Origin of the sequence: Desulfuribacillus stibiiarsenatis (assembly GCF_001742305.1) — a bacterium.
GTDB classification, from domain to species: domain Bacteria; phylum Bacillota; class Bacilli; order Desulfuribacillales; family Desulfuribacillaceae; genus Desulfuribacillus_A; species Desulfuribacillus_A stibiiarsenatis.
Genome location: NZ_MJAT01000001.1, coordinates 163,461 through 185,256, shown reverse-complemented (window position 1 = coordinate 185,256; position 21,796 = coordinate 163,461). Strand labels below are relative to the sequence as shown.

Genomic DNA, 21,796 nt, shown 5'->3' with positions numbered 1-21,796 from the left:
TTTGTTTCATAATTATTGATTCTACGGTAGTGATCGTAGAAAAGATAACGCTTCATTAATTGTTTCTACTGGGATAATCTCAACCTTAATATTTGTTTCTTCCTTAATTTTATACGCCTCTACTTCATTACTGATCCCATACTCAAAACCATATTCGTTAAAAAACTCCTTGTCTTTAGGGATTAGAAAATAATCTACATGATTCTCCTCTGCCGCCAAAATTTTCTCCTTCAAGAACCCTATGGATCCTATATAACCGTCCTCCTCCACAGTTCCAGTTCCTGCTATTTTATATTTGCCTCCTCTTGAGAAATCTTCATCGTTTAATTCCTCCGTGAGTCCTATGGCTAGCATTAAGCCAATAGAATCGCCATAAAATTCTTCTGTGCTTGCAACAATTTCGTCCCACCGTTCTTCAAACAACTCACTAGCTTGTCCGCTTTCTTCGATTGCAATATTAATAGCATTTTCTATGACATCATGTAATATCTCTTTTCCATATTCTAATTCCCACTCATAATCTTCAATAATTTCCTTATCAATTGGCGTGAAGACGACACGATTCTCAGTAATCGCCATGACTAGAAATTTATCAAAATAGTTCTCCGTATACCCAGCATAAATACTTACAAAATTCACGCTACCTTGCACTCCGATTTCCGAAATAGATGTAATTTCTCCTGATCCGACAAAATCAGCATAGTAAGGTATTATTAATATAGACCCTAAGACAAGAATAAGAATAATCGGAAGAATAATTATCAAAAATGTAACACGCCACTCCTTGCGAGTTAATCGGAAACTAAAATTATCGTCATCATGTATATCTTGTCCCATATTTCACCTCGATAAATAGTTTTATATTTTACTCATCATTGCCTTTAAGACCGTTTCAAATGGCATTTCACCAATAGCATCTAACATTTTGTCAAGTTCTGTTTTCCTCCTTAGGCTACCTGCTAGCAGAACCTGTACTGTTTTGTCCTTATCTATAGAAATTGAGTCAACTGTTAAAGATCCAGACAGAACTGCAAGTATAACTAGCATCGAGGCAGGGCTTAACGTATTACTATTGCCGTTATTATTCGAGTTATTGTCCTGTTTTATTTCGTTTGACTTTTTCTTTTTGCAATCTAACTCTTTTCGCAAGCCCATCGCCCCATTCTAAACGGTATTTTCATGGCACAGCTAATCTATAATTTTTTAAAAATAGATAAGTTCTCTACCGTTGTCAGTTTCTCTAGGTTCTGTAAATATCATAATTCCAACAAGTAAAATTGTTACTACAAGCAAAACATAATATTGATTATCTTCCGAAAACATAAAAAATCACTCCCTCCCTTATATTGTATTGATGCTCAAGGGAGAAAGTGATAATCATATGGCACTTGTTTATTTATTTACGTATTTCTTATATTCGTCAAGCATGTTGTTGATTGTCTCTGGGGTCAATGTACCAGTTAGAGACGGTGTGTCAAAAAATCTCTTCGGAAATCTTAAGTCGTCAATTTTGAAACCTAATTTCGTTCGTAACTTATGTTTCAATTGATAAATCTTTTTACCGAGCTCATTCAATTGGTTTTGAGTCGTGGTAATGCCAATCGCCTCAAGGGCTCTTATAATCACGTCTGGTGTATAGATATTTCTTGCGAACAAGCATATCCCCAGGGAAGTAACCACATTTCGCCATTGCTCTTCTTCCACTAACTGTTGCACCATCTTTTTATATACTTCTGGTTGGTCCTGATCCTTACGAAACTTCTGATCGACTGCATAACCCGCATTATCTAAGTGGGAATGCCTTGCGCCTATCGATTGTCCGATGACATGTGCATGACCTGTATGGTATCCAGCCATTTCTGTCTTGCCCATGGTCATAGCAAATTCAAGACCACCATATTGTTCCGCTACTGCGTCTGTCCCATTTGCTAAAGCTCGGTAGAAATCATTGGGCTGCTTAACTATCCCTTCTAGTACGTGTATGCATCCTTCCACATTGTCAAAAGCAACGGTCGTTCCTAATGTTTCTTGGTCAATCATATTCTTCTCAAACGCTTCAATCACCCAACCAAGCACTACACCTGCAGAAATTGCATCAAGGCCAAGCTCTTCGACACGATCGATAAGTTGGTAAACCTTTTCCTGACTCGACATTCCTAGAAATGAGCCAAGGGCAAAGATTAGCTCATGGTCGTAGGAAATGCTTTTCGATTCGTATTCATAAGCCTCACCAAATTGTTGACGATGCAGTCCAATATGAATACATCCAATCGGGCAACCGGAGCATGCAACTTGACGGAGTAAAGACTTCTCAGCAAAAGCTTCACCACTAATTTCTTCTGCATGCTCAAAACGCCCAGACTGCAAGTTATTCGTTGGTAAACCACCCAGTTCATTAAGCGGAATAACATTGATAGCTGTTCCGAGTCCGTGGTATTTATCCATAATATCTGTGTCTACGACTTGATCATAAAGTTCTTCATATACTTTCTTATATTCTTGCATCGAATCAACTTCATGATCTTGGTTCCCGTGCACAACTATAGCTTTAAGATTCTTCGCACCAAATACTGCACCAATGCCTAATCGACCAAAATGGCGATAGGTATCCACATTCACATTGGCAAAGGAAACCATGCGTTCGCCTGCAGGACCTATGCGAATAGCACTTCGATGACCTGCACCTGGAGCTAGCTTCCTTAGTAAATTCCCTACTTCTCCGGCGCCCATACCCCAGATTGCTGACGCGTTTTTAAATTTCACTCCATCATTGCTTACCACTAAGAATGTCGGCTTTGGGGATTTCCCATGGATTACAATCGCATCGTATCCAGCACCGCGCATAGCAAGGGCAAGACGTAAACCAGCGTGACTTTCTCCATACTCTCCTGTTAAAGGGGAACGAAATACAGCTATGACTTTTGTCGCCACTGGATAAATTGTCGCAAACGGTCCATTGGCAAATATGACAGGCTGTTCTTCTGCCAATGGGTCAAGGTCGAATCTGCCATATTCCTCAAACAATTTTGCCGCTACTCCTGTGCCACCAAGATAAGCAAGTAAATCTTTGCGTAGATGGATTTGTATATTTGCTTCTGTTAGGTTAATTTCCAGTACTCTAATTCCCTGACGCGTCATATTTTCTCTCCTCCATTTCTAGAACATTATGAGGGCAGAAACGTACGCAGGTGCCGCACTGAATACATATCAATGGTTTCTTCTTACAATCATCAAATTGAATGACGTCGACAATACAGGCTTTCACGCAATCTTGACAACCGATACACTTAGTCGGTCGAAAGTGTACCCCACCACCTTCACGCGGCGTCAAAGCTCCGCAGTTGCAGGCAGCAGCACAAGGTGCATCAATACATCCACGACAAATCTCAGCAATAAATCTGCTTTGAAATCCTCCCGCGGTGCGGACTTGTAGCGCTGCCCGCGAAGGGGATAAGCTCTTCTTCACAACTCTTGCACATGCAAGCATACACGAATAGCAGCCGATACATTTATGCATATCGGCTACTTGTAATATTTTAGCCATTTGCATCCTTCTCCCATTTACTTTTTCAACTTTTACTCTTATGGAGTAGTTCTGGCTGTTATTTTATGTTTTTAACTTGTTTATTTGTTTTAGTTGAATTTTTTGTTGCTAACACTACATTTTTTGACGTTCTCTGAATGCTCTTTCGATTTCTCGCTTAGCGTCTTTCTTCGCTTCTTCATGGCGTTTATCGTATAGTTTCTTCCCTTTTGCTAAACCTAGCTCCAGCTTTGCAAAGCCGTTCTTCAAGTATAAGGAAAGAGGTACAAGGGAGTAGCCCCTTTCCTTCGTCTGACCTATCAGTTTCGAAATTTCTAATTTGTGTAACAAAAGTTTTCTAGCTCTAGTTGGGTCGTGGTTGAATCGATTGGCTTGCTCATATGGACTTATATGCATATTATGTAAAAACACTTCTGCGTTCTTAATGGTTGCAAAGCTATCCTTTAGATTCGCTTTCCCAGCACGAATCGACTTAATTTCTGTACCAGTCAGCATAATGCCTGCTTCGAATTTTTCCTCTATAAAGTAATCATGGTAGGCTTTTTTATTTTTCGCGACTTCTTTTATTCCGATTTGTTTCGCCATCATGCGGCTCCTTCCTGCTAAAACCTATCAGATATTCCCAAAACCTTCTTTCGTTACCATAAGGATATCCTTGTTTCTATTCTACTGATTTTCGCCTGTCTGTGCAAACAATAGTTTATAGATGGATTCCTTAATCATTAGCGAAAGGAATGGAAAAGACTATACCACTTGAAGGTATAGCCCAGAATGTATCAATATTCAAATTCAATCCCAATTGGTGAGATTTCAAAACTCTTTAATCTCTGCGTTTTTTTCCATTTGCTTTTTTCTTCTTTTTCGGCTTTTTGTCATCAATTTTTCCTTTGGCACGCTTATCACGCGGAGAATAACCGGCAAACTCAGATGTGCTATGGCTCTTACGTTTACCCTTCTTACGTTCTGGTTCGCTAGAAACTTCAATTGTCTTAGGTGCTTTGCGTTCCCTTTTCTTTGGCGGGCCGGCGATGACAGAGAAGTCTAATGTTCGCTCTTGTTTGCTCGCTTTAATTAAACGTACACGTACTGGGTCTCCAATGCGATAGGTCCGACCTGTACGTTCGCCTATTAAGCTATAGGCTTTTTCATGGTAGTTATAATAGTCATCTGTGAGATAACTGATATGCACCATACCTTCAACAGAGTTCTCAAGCTCAACGAACATCCCAAAATTCGCCACACTGGTAACAATGCCGTCAAATTCCTCACCAACGCGATCTTCCATGTATTCGACTTTCTTCAGGTCATTGGTTTCTCGTTCCGCATCGATAGAAATACGTTCTCTCTCAGATGTTTGTTCACCAATTACTTGAAGTTTCTTCGCTAATTTACTAAGACTTTGATCTGACATAGCCGGTGATGTTAATGTCTTGCGAATCATGCGGTGAACAATTAAATCCGCATAACGACGAATCGGCGATGTGAAGTGCGTATAATATTGAGCAGCTAGTCCAAAGTGTCCGATGCTCTCCACATCATATCGAGCTTGTTTCATGGAACGTAATAATACGGTGTTGATAATCTTCTCTTCATTGGTTCCCGATACTTGTTCAATAATTTGTTGTAATGCTTTCGGGTGAACCTTGTTACTTAGACCACGTAAGAAGTATCCAAAGTTATGCACGAACTCATTAAATGCAAAGAGTTTCTCCATCGCTGGATCTTCATGGACACGATAGATAAACGGAATGTTTAACCAATGGAAGTGCTCTGCTACGGTTTCGTTCGCAATCAACATACATTCTTCGATAATCTTCTCCGCTGTGCTACGCTCTCTTTTCACTAAATCGATTGGTTTTCCTTCTAAATCTACGATGATTTTCGTCTCTTCGAAATCAAAGTCGATGGCTCCACGTTCCATACGTCGATTTCTTAGGATATCCTTGAGTTGCGCAAGCATCATGAGCTCTTCTACTAAGTCACTGTAGCGTTCCATTAGCTCTGGATCTTGATCTTCGACGATTTTACGTACATTGGTGTAAGTCATTCTCTCTTGAGTGCGAATTACACTAGGGAAAATCTCATAACGCACGACTTTTCCCTCTTCATTGATTTCCATCTCACAGGTCATTGTTAATCGATCGACTCGTGGATTTAAGCTGCAAATACCATTCGATAAACGCTCTGGTAGCATCGGTATCACGCGATCGACTAGGTATGTACTATTTCCGCGGCGGAATGCTTCTTGATCAAGGGCGGAGTCTTCTTTTACATAATAGCTGACATCCGCAATACTAACGCCTAATAGAAAGTTTCCGTTTTCTAGTTTTTCTATCGATACGGCATCGTCTAAATCTTTCGCATCCTCGCCATCGATGGTCACGATTTTTTTGTTTCTTAAGTCTTTTCTACCTTCAAGTTCTGCTTCAGAGATCGTATCTGGAACTTGCTCTGCCTCAGCGAGTGCTTCTGGCGGGAACTTCTCAGGAATCCCGTGTTTACGTATCACAGATAAGATATCTACACCTGGCGTGTTGATATGTCCGAGTACTTCTATGATTTTCCCCTCTGCACTATTGCGTCCTTCTGGGTATTGCGTAATCTCAATAACGACCTTATATCCATCTTGCGCATCGAGAATTTCTTCCTTCGGAATAAATATATCTTTGTTCGCAAGTCGCTTGTCGTCAGGTACTACGAAACCATAGTTGCGACTAGAAAAAAACGTACCTACTACTAGTTTATTAGCGCGCTCGATAATACGAATGATTTGGCCTTCTTGACGAGCGCCTTCCTTCGTAGAAAGAAGTCTAACTAATACGCGATCCTTATGCATCGCATTATTGGTATTCTCCGAACTGACATAAATATCTGGGTACGATTTATCCTCAGACATAACGAAACAAAAACCCTTGGCATGGGCTTGTACTTTACCGACCACCAAGTTCATGCGGTCAGGTAGACCATATGTATTCGCCCGGGTACGAATAACCTTACCTTCACTTTCTAGATCGTTCAATAATTTCATAAGATCTTTAAGGTCTTCGCTATCTTCACCGTCAAATGATTCATAAAGTTCATCGACAGTCATCGGTCTATATTCTAATTCCCTCATGTATTCCAACAAATTCTCACGATCTAACACGAAATCACCTCGTCTATTCTACATTTTACATACAAATCCAAGGAAGTTGGCAACATCCTGAAACACATGCTTCCTCTCTTTGTCGATAGTAATAATATGCCCCGATTTCGAATATGTAATATATTCTTTTTTCCAAGACCTCAATTCTTGAAAAATATATTCGCCACTTTTCGGTTGAACGGTTTGATCTAGTTCTGACTGCAAGACTAGTGCCGGTGTTTCTATATGACGAATCAAGGGTCTTACTTGATTGATTAACTCTAATAAGCTAGGAATACAAGCCAACGGCATTTGTTGATATGCGAGTTGGTAAGCTTCCATGTCTTCGTATGGGTGCGTATTGTTTTTATCTTGATACTTCTTCACGTACTTAAGCAGTCCCGATAAATACGCGCGCGAGTCCGTTAAGTAGATGGGTGCGCACATTGTGACGAGTGCCTTCAGAGGATAGTTCAACGCTAGCTTCAATGTAAGAATTCCACCCATCGATAATCCGCAGCCGATAATTTCTGTGCATCCTTCAAGTTTGAGTTTCTCATATCCTTGTGTTACACTCTGCCACCAGTCAGTCCAACATGTTTTCGCCATATCTTGGACAGTTGTTCCGTGTCCAGCTAAAAGTGGAGCATATACGGTATATCCCAAACGGTGTAAATATTCCCCCATCGCATGCATTTCCGCCGGAGACCCTGTGAAACCATGAATCAATAAAATCCCAATGTTCCCACCTGGTAAAAAAAATGAATCTCGGCTTTTTCCCACAATCATGCGCTGCTCCCTGATGCTAGAAATTCAATCACATGTTGATTCACCAGTTCTGATTCTTCGCCATGGCATACTATGTGCGGAGACAAATCTAAGAATACTAGCTTCTTATCAACACTTTGAATCGTCTCATAAGCTTTCGTAGCACTGCTTGGTTCAACGATTACATCCTTATGGCCTTGAATTATAAGTGTCGGGGCTGTAACATATGCAAAAGATGGCGTTAACTGTTCGGCTAGTTGTCGAAAATGAATGACACTGCGAATCGGTGTATTGGTAGCCTTTTGCAAATATTTTTTGAGTTCACTGGCAAGTCCTTCAATCTTGTCGCCGGCAAACTTCTTTTTGATCGCTTCTGACATCGTGCAGAACAATTGCTTATAATTGATGCAATAAATCGCCGGGCTTAACAGTACTAGTTTCTTCACAGGATATTTGGTAGAAAGGTAAGCTGAAATGAGTGCACCCATGGAGAAGCCAATCAAGTATACAGTTTCATACCGTTCAATCATTTCTCTTAATGCATCTTCTGCTGATTGAATCCAATCTGTCCAATACACATCCTGCAAGTCCTCATCATGACCATGACCTGCAAGGACAGGTGTTTCCACTATGTAACCTTGTTGGCGAAGAGCTTCCGCCAACGGCTCTATCTCAAAGGGCGAACCTGTAAACCCATGGATTAACAAACATGCTTTCATGCGCTTACCTCCATTTATTCAAAGTCATAACATTTACATCATAATTTTTTCCATTATTGAATTTAGTATATCACGAAACAAATATATATTACACTTTTCATACACTTATACAAGTAAAAAACCCACCATATGATATGGTGAGTTGATATTTTCCATTACTGCACAAGATATGCAACTATAAAGCTCAGTAATAAAAAACCGATTGCTACGAATTTCGTAATTCTTTCAAGTACGCGCTCGTAACCTTTTGCTTTAGTTCCCATCATTTGTTCCGCTCCGCCCGTGATCGCACCAGATAAACCGGCACTCTTTCCAGGTTGTAATAATACAACAGCGATTAGTGCTAATGATACTAAAGCTAATAAAACTTTTAATAATACAACCATCATGGCACCTCCTATTACAGGTGTTTATTCAACAAGAAATACTATACCATATTCAAAATTATAGGGCAAGTCTTACTTTTTACTTACTATTTTAAATTGTAAAATGCTTTTCTCCCAGGGTACGCAGAAGTGTATGCTAAGTTATCTTCAATACGTAATAATTGGTTATATTTCGCAACACGGTCCGTTCGTGAAGGAGCACCAGTCTTAATTTGACCAGCGTTTGTTGCCACTGCGATATCGGCAATAATCGTATCTTCACTTTCTCCTGAACGGTGAGAGATAACTGCCGTATAGCCAGCACGCTTCGCCATTTCAATTGCTTCAAACGTCTCTGTTAGAGTTCCTATTTGGTTTACTTTGATTAGAATTGAATTACCAATTCCTTCGTTAATCCCACGCTCTAATCGCTCTGTATTTGTAACGAATAAATCGTCACCAACTAGCTGAACTTTCTTGCCAAGACGATCCGTAAGCTCTTTCCAACCGTCCCAATCGTCTTCGCTTAAACCATCTTCTATAGAGATAATCGGATACTTTTGAGCTAGAGTCTCATAAAAGTCTATCATCTCAGAAGCTGTTTTCGTTACACCTTCACCCTCTAAGTGATACTTTCCATCTTTATAAAGCTCAGTAGCCGCTACGTCCAACGCTAGACAAACTTCTTCCCCTGGCTTATATCCTGCTTTTTCAATTGCTTCCATGATGATAGTGAGTGCTTCCTCGTTAGATTTCAGGTTTGGTGCGAAACCACCCTCGTCACCTACTGCCGTGTTAAGACCTTTTGCCTTTAGTACTGCTTTTAAGTTATGGAAGATTTCTGCGCCCATACGTAATGCGTGTTGAAAGTTCTCAGCACCGACAGGCATAACCATGAATTCCTGAATATCTACATTGTTATCAGCATGCTCTCCACCATTTAAGATGTTCATCATTGGCACAGGCAATTGTCTTGCATTGAATCCGCCAAGGTATGTATATAATGGCACACTTAGATACTCTGCTGCTGCTCTCGCGACTGCCATAGAAATACCTAGAATCGCATTCGCTCCTAGTTTCCCTTTGTTCGAAGTGCCATCTAACTCCATTAGCAATTGGTCAATTCCCACTTGATCGAACGCATCTTCACCAATTAACTCTGGTGCAATAATATCATTCACGTTCTCAACTGCTTGTAGTACACCTTTACCCATATAGCGGTCTCCGCCGTCACGCAACTCAACAGCTTCATAAGCTCCTGTCGATGCACCCGATGGTACGATTGCACGGCCAATGTGACCTGATTCTAGCTCTACTTCTACCTCAACTGTTGGATTTCCGCGGGAATCTAATACCTCTCTAGCATACACATCATAGATAATTGTCATGGTTTTTCATAATCCTCCATTTAACTCTAGTTTTTGTTTTTCTCTATTCTATCGTAACTATTTAAAAATTCAATATTAATGTATTGCCTGTCATCTCTTTTGGCTGCTCAATTCCTAATAACTGCAAAATTGTAGGAGCTATATCAGCCAATATTCCGTCCTCACGGAGCTGAAGACCTGATTTGGTAATAATCATTGGAACACGGTTGACTGTATGGGCCGTATGCACGCCTCCATCTGGATAACGCATCATATCTGCGTTGCCATGATCAGCGGTGATGAGCGCAATTCCACCCTTGGATAGAACAGATTGAACAACCTTCCCCAGACATTCATCCACAGCTTCAATCGCCTTGATAGCAGCTGGTAGCTGACCCGTATGACCAACCATGTCAGCATTCGCAAAGTTGAGAATTATCACATCAAAGGCATCTTGGTCAATTTGTTGACAAACTGCTTCCGTCACTTCATAGGCACTCATTTCTGGTTTTAAATCATAGGTAGCAACCCTCGGCGAGTCAATTAATAATCTAGTTTCCCCTTGAAACCCTTGTTCACGCCCACCACTAAAGAATGATGTTACGTGCTTGAACTTTTCAGTTTCTGCAATTCGCAGTTGGGTAAGTTGATGATTCTGCAATACTTCTCCTAATGTATTGACAAGGTTCGTCGGCTCGAACGCAACACGTGCCTGAATTGTCTCACTATATTCTGTTAGACAAACAAAATGCACCTTCGGTGGCTCCTTACCACGATCGATTTCAGGGAAATGTATCTCTGTAAACGCACGAGTTAATTGAATTGCACGGTCCGGTCGAAAGTTAAAGAAAATTACAGAGTCGCCCTCTTGGATAGTTGTAATCGGTAATTGCTCTTCGTTCACGATTACCGTAGGCAAAACAAACTCATCATAGATTTCATTGCGATAGAAATCCTCCATCGCTTGAAATGGTTTATTGGTAGGCAAACCCTCACCAAGAACCATCGAACGATACGCCTTTTGGACACGATCCCAACGACGATCACGGTCCATTGCGTAATAACGGCCCTGAATCGTAGCTATCTTGCCAATTCCAATCGTCTCAATTTGGTCTTCTAGCTCACGAACATACCTCGCTCCTGACTCTGGAGACGTGTCCCTGCCATCAAGAAATGCATGGATGTACACTTCGCTTATGCCTTCTTTTTTTGCTAATTGCAAAAGGGCATATAGGTGTTCATTATGAGAATGAACACCACCGTCGGACAACAAGCCCATGACGTGAAGGTTTTTGTGATTCTGTTTTGCACAATGAATAGCATCCACAAGGGCAGGATTTTCGAAAAATTCGCCAGTCTGAATCGCTTTGCTAATTCTCGTTAGCTCTTGGTACACTATTCTCCCAGCGCCTATATTGAGATGACCAACTTCTGAGTTCCCCATCTGTCCATCTGGTAAACCCACATGTTCTCCACTTGCGCCCATTGATACAAACGGATAGTCTTTTTGCAACTGGTCGAAATTTGGTGTGTTCGCTTGCTTCACTGCATTAGCATCAACTTCGTCTCGTAGTCCAAATCCATCGAGAATAATGAGTGCAATCGGTTTCGCACGATTTATCAACTTGTTCATCTCCCTATTTATCTCAGCGGCGTTGCTAATGCTCCCACTTCTATACGTGGGACATAAGTGCCGCCAAGCTTCGAAATAAGTGCAACTAATGTTTTCTTTATCTTCGGTTTTAACAAGACTCCCTCTTCAACATCATAAGAGGGAGTTGTCGCATTAGACAAGCATGCTATAAAAAGAGTCTGCCGCCAAGCTCGCTCCACCAACAAGTGCTCCATCAATGTCTGACTGTGTCAAGAAATCCTTAATATTCTCAGGCTTCACACTGCCACCGTATTGAATTCGCACTTGTTGTGCTGTTTCCATATCATAGATTTCTTGTATATATTTACGAATCGCTTTTACCGAGTCGTTTGCATCCGCAGGTGTTGGCGACTTACCTGTTCCAATCGCCCATACTGGCTCATAGGCAATAACCATTTTCGCCACTTGGTTTGCCGTTAACCATGCTATCCCTTGGTCGATTTGCTGCTTTAAGACTTCTAGCGTTTTCCCGGCTTCTTTCTCTTCAATCGTTTCACCCACACATAAAATTGGTGTTAAATCATATTTAAATGCGGTATGCACTTTCTTATTTATGATTTCATTGGTCTCATGGAAGAATTTTCTACGTTCGGAATGACCGAGAATGACATACTGAACATTTAAGTCCCCAAGCATAACTGGACTAATCTCACCTGTATAAGCACCACTTGCCTCGAAATGCATGTTTTGTGCACCGATTTTAATTTCTGTTCCTGTCACAGCCATCGCTGCACTCTCAAGACCTGTAAATGGGGGACACAATACGATATCAACCTGTTTCGGCAACTCTTTTGCCATCAATTTGTCAATATAGACTTCTGTTTCTGCGATTGTCTTGAACATCTTCCAGTTGGCTGCAATGATTGGCTTTCTTAGGGTTAGACGGTCATTTAATATTTCAACCCCTGGCAGCCTTTTACCCTCAAGCATGTTGAGCGAAGCCCCACCACCTGTGGAAATGTGGTCCATCTTATCTGCTAATCCCGCATGTTCTACAGCCGCAACGGAGTCACCACCACCGACAATCGTAAACGCATCATGGTCAGCTAAAGCTTTCGCTACACTACTTGTTCCAATCGCAAATGGTTCTAATTCAAAAACTCCCATAGGACCGTTCCAGATAATTGTGGCTGATTCTTGAATTGCCTTCGTGTACAACTCTATGGTCTCTCTCCCTATATCTAGTGCCATCCAGTCCGCTGGGATTTCCTCAATCTTCGCATTACGGTATTCCGTGTCAGCCGAGAACTCTTTTGCAATTGTTACGTCGGTTGGTAACAGAAGCTCCACTTTCTTGCTTTTCGCCTTAGCAATCATATCCTGGGCGATTGAAATTCTTTCATCTTCTACTAATGATTTGCCTAATTCGTAGCCTAGTGCCTTCAAAAATGTGTTGGCCATTCCGCCACCAATCATTAGCTTATCTACACGGTCTAAAAGGTTATCGATGACAAGGATTTTATCGCTTATCTTGGCCCCTCCAATGATCGCTGTGAAAGGACGTTTCGGTTGAGCAAGGGCTTCGCCTAACATCGTTACTTCTGTAATTAATAAGAAACCTGCTACGGAAACTGGCACGAATTTCGCGATCCCTGCTGTGGAAGCATGGGCGCGGTGGGCCGTACCAAAAGCGTCATTAACGAATACATCTATATTTTTGGCAAATTCCTGGGCTAGGGCATCGCCGTTCTTTTCTTCTTCCGCTTCAAAACGAACATTCTCCAAGAGAAGTACATCTCCTGGCTTCATCATTTGTTTCATTGCTTCGACTTCTGGACCAATACAATCCTCCGCCATCTTCACATCGGTATGTAATAATTTCATTAAACGCTTGGCTACTGGTTTTAAACTATACTCAGGGTTTTTTTGTCCTTTAGGACGACCAAGGTGGCTTGCTAAAACCACCTTAGCCCCTTTGGCAATCATATATTGAATCGTAGGAAGCGCTTTCACGATCCTCGTATCGTCTGTAATTTTTCCTTCAGCATTGATTGGAACATTGAAATCTACGCGACAAAACACAAGTTTTCCTTGTAAATCTATATCTTTAATTGACAACTTATTACATGCCATTCGATTACCCTCCGCCATTTATTTGCTTTATATCAGTTTTCTTTATTAAACTCTCAACTAACTATTCTAAATCTTTGCATCCTTTTGTGCAATATGAGAAATTAATTCAATTAGGCGGCTGGAATAGCCCCATTCGTTGTCATACCAAAGAATGACTTTTACCATTGTTCCATCCATGACAATTGTCGATAAAGCATCCACGATTGTAGCATAGCTACTACCGTTATAATCTATCGATACTAATGGCAGCTCCGAGTAATACATAACAGATTTCATTTCGCCTTGAGAGGCTTCTTGCAGGATTCGATTCACTTCTTCCTTCGAAGTGTCCTTTTTCACATTGAGTACTAAATCAATGCACGAAACATTCGGAGTCGGTACACGGATTGCCATACCACTTAGTTTGCCGGATAACTCTGGAATAATCTTCCCTACTGCTTGGGCTGCACCGGTACTCGTAGGAATCATGGACAATGCTCCTGCTCGGGCTCTGCGCAAATCAGAGTGGGCAAAATCTAATAGCACTTGATCATTCGTGTAGGAATGGATGGTTGTCATTAGGCCACGTTCGATTTCTAATGTTTCATGTAACACTTTAATCACTGGCGATAGGCATGTAGTTGTGCAAGATGCAGCGGATATCACATGATGGTTAGATGAATCATACAAGTGATCATTGACACCCATCACCATCATGATATCTTCGCCTTTTGTCGGAGCTGAAACGACCACCTTTTTAGCGCCTGCTGTTAAATGCTTCGCGACTCCTTCTCGATCCTTAAATCGCCCCGTAGCTTCTATGACAACATCAACACCCATTTCTTTCCATGGCAACTTTTCAGGATTTGGTTCTTTGCAAATATGAATCTTGTGTCCGTCAATGACGATAGCATCGCTTTCGATTGTAATATCCTTGTTGTAAGTTCCGTGGATGGAGTCAAATTTCAGCAAATGTGCTAGGGTTTCAATGTTCGTCAAATCATTGATAGCTACTAGCTGTAAGTGATTGCTATACTTCTCCTCTAATAATATTCTTGAAACTAAGCGACCAATTCTTCCAAAACCGTTAATCGCAACGTTTACCTTTTGCACATGAATCCCTCCACTTTTCATAAATTTTGCTATTAGTCTTTGCAGTTCGGAGCTTTCTATGAATAGATTACGTATCTAGTTGGATGGGACTAATATTTAATTTTTAATAAAATAAGTAAGCAAGTCTTTGCAGCCAGCCGAAGTACAGAGAAATCCCTACAAGCATTAAGAGATATCCACTGATTTTCTCAACGTATGGTAGGTACCTGCTGTACTTAACTAACTGTCGTTGGAAGGCATTTATAAATATAGCAATTAATAAAAATGGAACCGCGTTGCCTAAAGAGTACGCCGATAAAAGCAGTGCCCCTTGCGTTGCTGTTTCTGCATTCGATGCCATAACCAAAATTGTTGCGAGTATCGGTCCCACACATGGTGTCCATCCGATGGAAAATGCAACCCCAAGTAGAAAGGCTCCTATGAAACTTCCACCTTTTACTGTATTAAACTCTAATCGTTTTGTTACCATTAATTTTGTAAAACGGAAAATTCCTGCCATATGTAGACCAAATAAAAAGACAAAGACAGCTGCTACTTTCGTTAGAATCGGCAAATGACTTAATAGATATTGCCCAACTATACTAGCTGTCGCACCAAGTGATATGAATACTACAGAAAACCCAGCGACAAAAGCTAAAGCATATAAGAAAGCCTTCTGTTTAAACGGGTTCTTCTTTACCCCCGTTTCTTGTAAATCTTTCATTGTCATACCTGTTATAAAAGAAAGAAATCCTGGCATAATGGGTAGTAGACACGGAGATGTAATTGATGCAAATCCAAACAAAAAAGCTATAAGAAAATTAACTTCTTGACCGTCCATAAGCTCCTCCTATATAATTAAAATTACACGTCTTTTATGGACGTGCTCCCATTTTTCGTCTTTTTATCTCAACTGCATTACTAATACTCACACTTCTTTATACGCGCCCATAGCTCAGCGGATAGAGCGCTGGCCTCCGGAGCCAGGCGCGGGGGTTCAATTCCCTCTGGGCGCACCACTTCTACTTCGCAAATGTTCTGCCATCTCATTTAATTTTCTCAATCGATGGTTTACTCCTGACTTGCTAACTTTTTTCCCTAACATTTCCCCAAGCTCTGTTAAATTGATATCTGGATGCTGCATTCTTAACTCTGCTACTTCCCGCAGTTTGTCTGGCAAATTATCGATTCCAATCATTTCATCAATATATTTAATGTTCTCGATTTGTTTCATTGCCGCATCAATTGTCTTGTTCAAGTTCGCGGTCTCGCAATTGACAAGTCGATTGACGGAGTTTCGCATATCCTTAATAATCCTCACATCTTCAAAACGCAGCAATGCCTGATGGGCACCAACTAAACTCATAAACGCAGAGATTAGCTCACTTTCTTTGATATATAAAATATATCCTTTTTTGCGCTCTATGCATTTTGCTTTCAATCGAAACGAGTTAGCAATTTTACACAACTCTAGACAATGATTTTGATAGCTAGAAGCAATCTCTAGATGATAGGAAGCGCCATCAGGATGATTGACAGATCCACCAGCAAGGAACGCACCGCGCAAATAGGCCTTCTTACAACACTTCTTCTTAATTAGTCGTTGGTCAATACCCTCTAGAGGATTTAGCGCATCATCGACGATGTATAATTCTTCTAATATATGCTTCACTTCTGCCGAGATTCTTACGATATACGTATTATTCTTCTTAAGACGCATCTTCTTCCTTACGAGAAGTTCAGGAGTAATGCTGAACAAATCTTTACATAAGGAGTAAATTCTGCGTGCAATTGCGGCATTTTCCGTCTTGATGTCTACATACATTCGCTTTTGCCCGATTCCTATACTCCCATTCATTCTCGTCAGAGCAGAAAGTTCTGCCTTTTTACAGCAATCTGATGCATTGATAAAGGTTAATTCTTTTTTTGTCTGAGCTGCAAATGACATTGATTCATCACCTAATTCCGTATATTAGAGCACGACTGGCACCTTGGTTTAATCAGGTTCTATAGGTTTACGCGATATGACCTGTAGGATTAATTGACTGACTTTCTTCGCATCATGGCGTAAGTAGGTTTGATGCTTGACTAGGTCTTTCGCAATTACTTTTAACCCTAAACGTTCTAATTTCTCTTTATGCACTGCTACTGGGGCAGCTCCTTGCTCGTCATATTGTTTGCTAACTTCTTCGTCGACTTTTCCTGAATGACAGATAATCGTATCAAACAGCTGATACCCCACATGCTCATAAATAGCTTTCACATGGTCGTATGCAGTATAACGGTCTGTCTCCCCTGGTTGGGTCATGACATTACAGATATATACCTTAGAGGCTGTAGAATTTCGAATTGCTTCAGTAATACCTTGCACCATTAAGACAGGTAGCACACTTGTATATAAACTTCCTGGGCCCACAATAATCACATCAGCCTTTTGCAAAGCCTGCAAAGCTTCAGGTGTTGGAGCAACATCCTTTGGCTCCAAAAAAACCCTTTGGATGGTGCCATTCGCCTTAGGAATTGATGATTCTCCACGAATGATTCGTCCGTCTTTCATCTTGGCAACTAATTGAATCAATTCTTCCGCCACAGGTATGACCTGTCCGCGAACGGCTAGAACACGGCTCATCTCACGGATACCCGATTTAAAGTCTCCAGTAATTTCTTGCAATGCGGCAAGCAAAAGGTTTCCTATACTATGGCCGGAAAGATTCTTACCACGGTTGAACCGGTGCTGTAGCAATTTCTCTAGGAGCGGCTCCGTATCTGCTAAAGCAATGAGTACGTTTCGAATATCTCCTGGTGGGATCATATCCATTTCATCTCTTAATCTACCAGAGCTGCCACCGTCGTCGGCTACTGTCACAATCGCCGATAGGTCAAGCTTATACTCCTTTAGACCCCGTAACAACATTGACAGTCCTGTACCACCACCTATCACGACAACCTTAAGAAGTTCATTGTTCTTCCGTAAAAATTGAAAGCGAATCCCGTAATGATAATGTAGAAAACCAAAAATTGTAATAATCAGTCCAAAAACTGTGATTAGCGTAGCGATAGTGATAGTTATCGATAGCGGTTTTTCTGCAATCCAATAATTTTCAAATAAAATGGCAATGCCTAACGCCATTAAAATAATTCCAAAGGTCGTAAACATTAAACCATAGGTGCGTTTATACCTTCGAATCCTTCGAAAATGGTTCGAATTTCTTGCTCTCATACTAAGTTCCGTCCCGATGGGTGACTTGCACCGATAAATTCTTATTACGAAGATACTCTGCCAAGTACTCTGTTGTTGCTACGGAACGATGTCTTCCGCCTGTGCATCCGATGGCAATGGACAGTGATGCTTTGCCTTCTTTCTTATACTGTGGAATCAAGAAATCTAATAAATTCAGTAGTTTCTCTAAAAACGTCTGTGTTTGCGGCCACTGCATAACATAATCATAAACTGCCGGGTTTTGTCCGGTGTGTGGGCGTAATTCGTCTACATAATGAGGGTTTGGCAAGAAGCGCACGTCAAACATTAAATCCGCATCAATTGGAACCCCATGCTTAAACCCAAAGGATACAATCGATATTTGCATCTCTTGCTTCTCATTATCGGAAAAGAATCCCGTAATTTTCTCTTTCAACTGTTGTGGTTTTAACTGGGACGTATCAAGAATTATATTGGCAATCCCTTTTATTTCATTGAGCTTTTTCCGTTCTTCCTTAATTCCCTCGACTAAATTACCTTCAGGGGCAAGCGGATGACGTCTTCTAGTCTCTTTATATCGCTTTACTAATACTTCATCTGTGGCATCAAGAAATAGTACCTGTGCAGTAATTTTCCCGTCGCGATCTAAGTCGCGTAGTGCGGCCATCAGACTAGGGAAGAATTCTCTACTTCTCAAGTCTACGACAAACGCTATTTTCTTCAGTTTTCCTTCCGATTGCTCGACTAGCTCTGCAAATTTCGGAATCAAAACTGGTGGAATGTTATCAATACAGAAATATCCAACGTCTTCAAGCGCTTGAACTGCGACCGTTTTTCCTGCACCTGACATACCTGTCACAACTAGCAATTTCATCATCCCACCTCGCTTTTTATGTTTCTTTTATTATACTCTATATGGCTCTACTTATAGCAAGTAAATGCGTCATATATTTTTTTAATACAGTACAAATATAGTGCGTAGAAAAAGGACGTGAATGCACGCCCTATCGTTTATAGCTTCTTCATTAGCAAACGTTCATCGCCGATACGGCGAGTAATCTTTTCGCGATCAAAATATTCTAATAGCGCTACAGCAAATTTTCTACTTGCCCCAATGGCATCACGGAATTCGCTGACTGTGAATTTTTCTTTCTCTTGCGTTATCTTTTGGATTGTCTGATGAAGGTCAAGAATCACTTGTGCATGGAAAAACATATCATCTGTTACAAGTACTAGGCGCTTTTGCTCTACTAAATACATCAATAGATTGAGAAGCTGTTGATGATCCTTGATATCGATGTTGCCCTCTAATACATCTTGGTTATTTGGTGGCGTTACCCCTGATGCGACATACAATTCCTCAATTTTATTAAGGATTTGACGCTCGTGTTCAGAAAGCTCCACTTGATAATCAACGAACGCTAAAGATTCGCCTATCGATTCTATTTTCTCCTTGAACTCTGGTTGTTCCCAGATTGCTTCCAGAATTTTTGGCTTATATGTACTTTTTCTTGTAGCACTAGTAATCTCACTGTGGATTTGACCCTTTGGAACAAAGCGGGTATAACAGTTCTTCTGATAATATGTCTCTATTAGTGATAGGGTTGTCTTTAACAAGAAGTGAAATTCTGCACGCAGGACATACATGTCAACAGATGCTATATATTGAATTTGCTGATTTTCTAGGAGTTTTTTCAGTTCATTATCGATAATCACTTGACTGGATACTTTGGTTTCTGTTACCAGCTGTTTCGCGTTTGCTACACCCAATCTGCGCAAGCTATCAAGGATACGTTCAGCAAGACCACCTTTTTCTTTTGCTTCTAGCTCCTTAATGACCTCTGGCTTCAAACGTTTATAGAACTTCGTTGGATGTGGCTCAATGACAACACCGCCGCCAATTGTCTCCATTGGTGAATAGAAACGAATGATGAAACGATCTTTCGGCTCCACTACAATTGGTTCTTCAAGTTTAATTTGAGCAAGGCCCGATTCCCCAGATTCCAGTACATCTTTCTCTAATAATATAATCCGCCCAAAGACTTCACTACTACCTGTATAGATACGAATTCTTGCGCGATTTTGCAATTCTCTTGGTGAAGGGTTAATCATTTGCACACGCACGTCGATAAGGGTGGTTGGCTTGTACATATTCGTTTCCGAGATGACCATGCCGCGTTCAATGTCCGCAACGTCTAACCCGACAACGTTTAATGCTAGACGCTGGCCAGCGTACCCAATGTCGGTTTTATTGCTATGGTGCTGGATGCCACGAATTCTAGCGTCTTTACCAGCAGGCAACAACTCAATTTTATCCCCAACGCGAATCGATCCTGATACAGCCGTACCAGTCACTACCGTGCCAAAGCCTGCAATCGAGAATACACGGTCAACCGGCAGACGAAACGATGCAATTGCCTCTTTCGTCTTTACCGTATCCGCGATTTCTGCAATATGCTGCTTTAACTCATCAATCCCCGCTCCCGTCACTGCGGAAACTGATACGATAGGTGCGTTACGAAAGATGGTCTGAGCGAATTGCTCGCGGATATCCTCTTTGACAAACTCAACCCAATCAGGTTCTGCTATATCTACCTTCGTAAGAACGATAATGCCTTGTTCGATACCCAAAAGCTCAAGGATGTGAAAATGCTCTGTCGTTTGAGGCATAACTCCTTCATTTACATCAATAATCAGCAGCACGAAGTCGATGCCACCGATTCCGGCAAGCATATTTTTAATGAACTTTTCATGCCCAGGCACATCGATGACACCAATCGTCCGCCCGTCGGAAAGCTGTAAAGGTGCAAATCCAATGTCTATTGAAATGCCCCGTTCCTTCTCTTCCTTAATATAATCTGTTTCTTTACCTGTCAGGGCACGAATCAAGGTCGTTTTTCCATGATCAATATGACCTGCTGTACCCATGATAATATGTCGATTACTCATAAATTCACCTGCTTAGTTTAGAGAATGTACGATTGCTGTAGCCGCGATGGCGCCATCTGCCACTGCTGTGACAACCTGTCGAAGATGTTTCTGGCGAATGTCTCCGATAGCATAAATACCTTCGATTACCGTTTCCATGTGCTCATTGGTGATGATATATCCTTGTTCGTCCCTAATGCCTAAACCACTAACAAGCTGGCTATTCGGATCAAGACCACCGTAAATAAACACTCCATCGCAATCATAGACTCTTTCTTGATTCGTGACTAAATCCTTCAAGACGACAGCTTGGACCGCATCTTTCCCTTGAATTTCTGTCACAATTGTATGGAAGAACCAACAGATTTTAATATTTTCTTTTGCTCGCTTTTGAGCAATTCTAGATGCTCGGAGGGTGTCACGACGGTGGACAAGCGATACACGTTTCACAAATTTCGTTAGAAAAACTGCTTCTTCTACGGCTGATTCACCGCCACCAATTACAACAACTTCTTTGTCGCGGAAGAATGCTCCATCACAGGTGGCACAATAGGAAACTCCCATCCCTCGAAGCTCTGTTTCCCCTGGAATCCCTAATTTACGATACGTTGCCCCCATGGCAAGGATGATTTTCTTCGCCGTATATATCTTCTGATCCACTGTGATTTGTCTGTTATTGGCAATACCGCCTAGATGTGTTGCTGTACCAGAGATGATTTTCACACCGAAATCCTGTATTTGTTCAAACATCTTCAGACATAAATCAGGCCCCGAGATATGTTTTATCCCAGGGTAATTCTCTATACTATCTGTGGTAGCTGCCTGACCGCCTGGCATCCCCTGTTCGATAATTAAAGTTGCTAGACCGGCTCTCGCCGCGTATAAAGCTGCAGACATCCCTGCAGGCCCTGCACCAATAATGATGACATCATAGATTGCCGAATCATTCGTTACACTCATTGTAATCCCCCTGCTCTTCTATCA

At 41.3% G+C, this 21,796-nt stretch carries 19 protein-coding genes and 1 tRNA gene; 1 reads left to right on the top strand and 19 read right to left on the bottom strand.

Annotated features, from left to right (window positions below; all coding sequences use genetic code 11):
• Positions 1-21: 21 nt before the first annotated feature.
• The 14 genes from BHU72_RS00770 to BHU72_RS00705 form a co-directional block, all read right to left on the bottom strand.
• On the bottom strand, positions 22-837 hold the full coding sequence (locus BHU72_RS00770; protein ID WP_069700710.1) for a S16 family serine protease: 816 nt from the start codon (positions 835-837) through the stop codon (positions 22-24).
• A 21-nt stretch (positions 838-858) separates the two neighbouring features.
• Positions 859-1,149 (bottom strand): hypothetical protein, encoded by a 291-nt coding sequence (locus BHU72_RS00765; RefSeq protein ID WP_083248161.1) that lies wholly within the window; start codon positions 1,147-1,149, stop codon positions 859-861.
• 243 nt (positions 1,150-1,392) lie between these two features.
• Positions 1,393-3,138: an aldehyde ferredoxin oxidoreductase C-terminal domain-containing protein gene (locus BHU72_RS00760; RefSeq protein ID WP_069700708.1), complete on the bottom strand. Its 1,746-nt coding sequence runs from the start codon at positions 3,136-3,138 to the stop codon at positions 1,393-1,395.
• Positions 3,119-3,544: a 4Fe-4S binding protein gene (locus BHU72_RS00755; RefSeq protein ID WP_069700707.1), complete on the bottom strand. Its 426-nt coding sequence runs from the start codon at positions 3,542-3,544 to the stop codon at positions 3,119-3,121. The genes BHU72_RS00760 and BHU72_RS00755 overlap by 20 nt, the downstream gene beginning before the upstream one ends.
• Before the next feature lie 114 nt (positions 3,545-3,658).
• The gene (smpB, locus tag BHU72_RS00750; protein WP_069700706.1) at positions 3,659-4,129 is read right to left on the bottom strand and encodes an SsrA-binding protein SmpB; all 471 of its coding nucleotides are present in this window, start codon (positions 4,127-4,129) and stop codon (positions 3,659-3,661) included.
• A 235-nt stretch (positions 4,130-4,364) separates the two neighbouring features.
• Complete coding sequence (gene rnr, locus BHU72_RS00745) at positions 4,365-6,689, bottom strand: ribonuclease R (protein ID WP_301553455.1); 2,325 nt, start codon at positions 6,687-6,689, stop codon at positions 4,365-4,367.
• Positions 6,690-6,707: 18 nt separating this feature from the next.
• Positions 6,708-7,457: an alpha/beta hydrolase gene (locus BHU72_RS00740; protein WP_069700705.1), complete on the bottom strand. Its 750-nt coding sequence runs from the start codon at positions 7,455-7,457 to the stop codon at positions 6,708-6,710.
• Positions 7,454-8,155 (bottom strand): alpha/beta hydrolase, encoded by a 702-nt coding sequence (locus tag BHU72_RS00735; RefSeq protein WP_069700704.1) that lies wholly within the window; start codon positions 8,153-8,155, stop codon positions 7,454-7,456. Before BHU72_RS00735 ends, BHU72_RS00740 begins: the two co-directional genes overlap by 4 nt.
• Positions 8,156-8,310: 155 nt before the next feature.
• Positions 8,311-8,541: a preprotein translocase subunit SecG gene (gene secG, locus BHU72_RS00730; RefSeq protein ID WP_069700703.1), complete on the bottom strand. Its 231-nt coding sequence runs from the start codon at positions 8,539-8,541 to the stop codon at positions 8,311-8,313.
• 86 nt (positions 8,542-8,627) lie between these two features.
• A complete protein-coding gene (gene eno / locus BHU72_RS00725) occupies positions 8,628-9,908 on the bottom strand; it encodes a phosphopyruvate hydratase (RefSeq protein ID WP_069700702.1) in 1,281 nt (426 codons plus the stop codon).
• 61 nt (positions 9,909-9,969) lie between these two features.
• Positions 9,970-11,508: a 2,3-bisphosphoglycerate-independent phosphoglycerate mutase gene (gene gpmI, locus BHU72_RS00720; RefSeq protein ID WP_245671830.1), complete on the bottom strand. Its 1,539-nt coding sequence runs from the start codon at positions 11,506-11,508 to the stop codon at positions 9,970-9,972.
• A 165-nt stretch (positions 11,509-11,673) separates the two neighbouring features.
• Positions 11,674-13,614: a triose-phosphate isomerase gene (gene tpiA, locus BHU72_RS00715; protein WP_069700700.1), complete on the bottom strand. Its 1,941-nt coding sequence runs from the start codon at positions 13,612-13,614 to the stop codon at positions 11,674-11,676.
• A 66-nt stretch (positions 13,615-13,680) separates the two neighbouring features.
• Positions 13,681-14,706: a type I glyceraldehyde-3-phosphate dehydrogenase gene (gene gap / locus BHU72_RS00710; RefSeq protein WP_245671822.1), complete on the bottom strand. Its 1,026-nt coding sequence runs from the start codon at positions 14,704-14,706 to the stop codon at positions 13,681-13,683.
• Between the two features lie 103 nt (positions 14,707-14,809).
• Entirely contained in the window at positions 14,810-15,526 is a 717-nt protein-coding gene (locus tag BHU72_RS00705) for a cytochrome c biogenesis CcdA family protein (protein ID WP_069700698.1), read from the bottom strand.
• 103 nt (positions 15,527-15,629) lie between these two features.
• Between BHU72_RS00705 and BHU72_RS00700 the strand changes: the two genes are divergently transcribed.
• Positions 15,630-15,704: transfer RNA gene (locus BHU72_RS00700), tRNA-Arg, on the top strand.
• On the opposite strand, the gene whiA is transcribed toward BHU72_RS00700, so the two are convergent.
• From whiA to trxB, 5 genes are all read right to left on the bottom strand, one after another.
• A complete protein-coding gene (gene whiA, locus BHU72_RS00695) occupies positions 15,683-16,633 on the bottom strand; it encodes a DNA-binding protein WhiA (protein ID WP_083248160.1) in 951 nt (316 codons plus the stop codon). The genes BHU72_RS00700 and whiA overlap by 22 nt on opposite strands.
• Positions 16,634-16,681: 48 nt before the next feature.
• Positions 16,682-17,905, bottom strand: a complete 1,224-nt coding sequence (locus BHU72_RS00690) for a gluconeogenesis factor YvcK family protein (protein WP_301553454.1) — start codon at positions 17,903-17,905, stop codon at positions 16,682-16,684.
• 1 nt (position 17,906) lies between these two features.
• Entirely contained in the window at positions 17,907-18,761 is an 855-nt protein-coding gene (gene rapZ / locus BHU72_RS00685) for an RNase adapter RapZ (RefSeq protein WP_069700697.1), read from the bottom strand.
• Between the two features lie 134 nt (positions 18,762-18,895).
• Positions 18,896-20,833 carry a selenocysteine-specific translation elongation factor gene (gene selB / locus BHU72_RS00680; RefSeq protein ID WP_069700696.1) on the bottom strand — a complete coding sequence of 646 codons (1,938 nt, stop codon included), beginning with the start codon at positions 20,831-20,833 and terminating at the stop codon, positions 18,896-18,898.
• A 12-nt stretch (positions 20,834-20,845) separates the two neighbouring features.
• On the bottom strand, positions 20,846-21,772 hold the full coding sequence (gene trxB, locus BHU72_RS00675) for a thioredoxin-disulfide reductase (protein WP_069700695.1): 927 nt from the start codon (positions 21,770-21,772) through the stop codon (positions 20,846-20,848).
• Between the last annotated feature and the right edge of the window lie 24 nt (positions 21,773-21,796).